Here is a 299-nt window from a genome sequence, read left to right as displayed (position 1 = left end):
TCAACCGATCGCTGTATTCAAAATGCTTCGAGTCTTCTGCTGAACGCCAAGCGCTTGGAAGAACCCGTACACGCTCACCTGCAATCGCGGAAAGATACACAAGTACCTCTCCAGGGGTTAGATCACGCGGGGTTTGTACCGCCTTGCGAAGTACGTCTGGACTCAGATCTAACTTTCCGGAGGCCTGAGCCGATAGGCTTTCTCGGGCTTCCTTCTGTGACTTCAACGTGTGAATCACTTTTCGGGCCTCAAGCAACTCGCCGCGCAGAGCAGCTGCTTCGTCCATGGCCAGGGACAGA

The 299-nt window shown here is 54.5% G+C and carries 1 protein-coding gene; it reads right to left on the bottom strand.

Going from position 1 to position 299, the window contains the following annotated elements; genetic code table 11:
• The coding region (locus AC3XQU_RS23635) for a hypothetical protein (RefSeq protein ID WP_489876577.1) at positions 1-286 on the bottom strand (286 nt) is incomplete at its 3' end.
• Between the last annotated feature and the right edge of the window lie 13 nt (positions 287-299).

This window comes from Telluria sp. AZSoR62, assembly GCF_058111565.1.
The sequence above is the reverse complement of the archived record's forward strand: the minus strand, read 5'-3'. Positions and strand labels throughout refer to the sequence as shown.